General features: G+C 58.6%; 2 protein-coding genes. One reads left to right on the forward strand and one right to left on the reverse strand.

All coding sequences use genetic code 11. The annotated features are described in order from the left end of the window. Positions 1 to 48 precede the first annotated feature (48 nt). Positions 49 to 1,269, reverse strand: coding sequence for an MFS transporter (locus tag AUR66_RS16660; protein WP_058573325.1), 1,221 nt, complete (start codon positions 1,267 to 1,269; stop codon positions 49 to 51). A gap of 192 nt (positions 1,270 to 1,461) precedes the next feature. Here AUR66_RS16660 and AUR66_RS16665 point away from each other — a divergent pair. Further along, on the forward strand, positions 1,462 to 2,563 hold a 1,102-nt coding region (locus tag AUR66_RS16665), incomplete at its 3' end, for an acetamidase/formamidase family protein (protein ID WP_058573324.1).

The following is a 2,563-nucleotide window of genomic DNA, read 5'->3' on the forward strand; positions in this document are numbered from 1 at the left end:
CAACTTCGGAGCAGCGTGTGGCTACGTCGGAACGCCCCAAGCAGGCAATCACACGCCTCGAAGGTCACCACCGGGTTCAGGCGCACGTACTGCCAACAGTACCCCGACGAGGGCGACGCCTCCGGCGACGAAGAACGCAAGGCTATACCCCGCCCAGTCGATGATTGCGCCGGCGACGATTGGTGCGGCAAACGCGCCAAGCAGGCCAACACTCGTCAGGAGAGAGACAGCCGTGGTCCGAACTGTGGGTGCAACGAGTTCGACGATGTACGAAAAGATGAGTCCAGTAATGAGTTGGATGGCAAAGCCGACGACGATCACCGTTCCGATGACGAGCCCAAGCTGCGAGACGAACACGAAAGCGACGATGGCAGGGGTAGTGACGGCGAACGACGAGAGGATGACCGGGCGACGCTTTCCGCCAAACACTCGATCCGAGATAACCCCACTACTGGAACGTGCGACGGCACCGATTGCTGGGAAGAGCGCAGTCAGCAAGCCACTCGTCGCGAGCGAAATGTCGAATGCATCGACGAGGTAGCTCGGAAGCCACGTGTTGACAAACAGGTACAACGAGTAGGCCAGAAAACAGAGTACACACACGATCCAGACCGCTTGACTGGTAAACAGTTCGCGCAGTGCTTTCTTATCGGGGGCGGCAGCATCGACACCGGGAACGTGACTCCGGGTCGCGAGCAAGAAGATAGTGACGCCGACTACGCAGAGAGCGGCATACAAGGGGAAGACTGCGGGCCAACCGAACGCATCTTCGATGAGCGGACTGCCGAACTGACCGAGTGCGAATCCGACTGGAGCACTCGCTGTGAACACACCCACTGCGGTCGCTCGATGTCGAGACTCGACAGCACTACCGACGGCGTTCGCACCTGCGTTCCAGAAGATGACGTACGCGAGCCCCCCGAGGACACGCGAGACGAGCAGCGAGAGGTACGCGCCAGCAGTGGCCGCGTACCAGCCCCAGACACCTGCAACAGTGAGTGCGACGGCACCGAAGAAGACCACTCTCCGAACCGAAAAACGGTCGAGTACGATGCCGACAGGGATGCTGGTGACGACTGCAGTCGCGTACATGATGCTAACGAGTAAACCGGCGGTACTGCCATCGATTCCGAGCGACGCTTGAACGACAGGGAAGACGCTCGCCGGTGCGATTTCGTACGCTGCGGCTGCTGTCGAGAGTACGAAGAACCCAGTGAGCAGACCCACTGCTTCGTATCGAGATGTGGTATGGTTCGAATGGGTGCTCACGGTATCTGTCACCGCTTTCTTGAACACGGCTAAACAACTTGCTGTTTGGAGACTAACTCTTTCACTCGAATCTTCGATACACCCATCACCACAGCTGGAATCTCGCGTGGGTCGGTTCGTTCAGACGAACTCGAGGACGTAGATTTCTGCCTACACAACTGATAACACGATACAAACTAACGATAATGATAGATGTCTGAACAACCAGTCGACACGCTCGAAGTAGACGAATTCACACTCGGCCTCGTTGGGCCTGAACAAGAGTGGGCGGGTTCTGTCCGTGACGGTGGAACAGTCAAGACACACACCCCCGCTGGCTGTTGGGGACCGATGATTACACCGACCTTCCGCGGAGGTCACGAGGTGACACGACCGATTTACGTCGAAAATGCTGAACCAGGGGATGCGCTCGTCGTCCGAATCAAAGATATCGAAGTGACGAGTATCGCGACGAGCACCGGGAGTATGGCCGAACGAGAGGGTGCGTTCGGTGACGACCCCTTCGTCGACCACCGCTGTCCCGAATGTGGGACACCGTGGCCAGAGACAGTCGTCGAAGGGACAGGCGAAGAGGCGATTCGATGTGCAGAGTGTGGTGCGAACGCGTCCTCGTTCGGATTCGAGTATGGGTATACCGTCGTCTTCGACGACGACCGAACTGTCGGTATCACCGTCGGTGCCGACGGCGCTCACCAGCTAGCTGAGCGCGCCGACGAAGCAATGGCACTCCCAGAGAACTCTCGGCAGCACCCAATTTTGCTGTACGAACCGGACGAGATGCCAGGGGCACTTGGTCGACTCCGTCCGTTCATCGGCAACATCGGGACGACGCCGTCCATCGAACTCCCAGACTCACACAATGCGGGAGACTTCGGTCAGTTCCTTATCGGTGCCGAACACGACTGGGGGCTCCCGGACGAAGAGGCACTCGAAGCACGGACTGATGGTCACCTCGATTCGAACGAAGTGAGGCCCGGTGCAGTTCTCATCTGTCCCGTTCGGGTCGAAGGGGCAGGGCTGTACGTTGGTGACCTCCACGCCAACCAAGGCGATGGGGAACTATCACTTCACACGACGGACGTGAGTGGGAAGACCGAACTCGAAGTTGAAGTCATCAAAGGCCTCGAACTCCCGGGGCCGCTCTTGCTTCCGAACGAGGAAGACCTCCCGCATATCGCAAAACCCTACACCGACGCCGAGCGGAACGCTGGGACAGCACTCGCAGACGAGTACGACGTCGAAACGCTCCACGATGCTCTGCCAGTTCAGATTATCGGGTCAGGGGCCACGATAA

This window comes from Haloferax profundi, from assembly GCF_001469865.1.
GTDB classification, from domain to species: domain Archaea; phylum Halobacteriota; class Halobacteria; order Halobacteriales; family Haloferacaceae; genus Haloferax; species Haloferax profundi.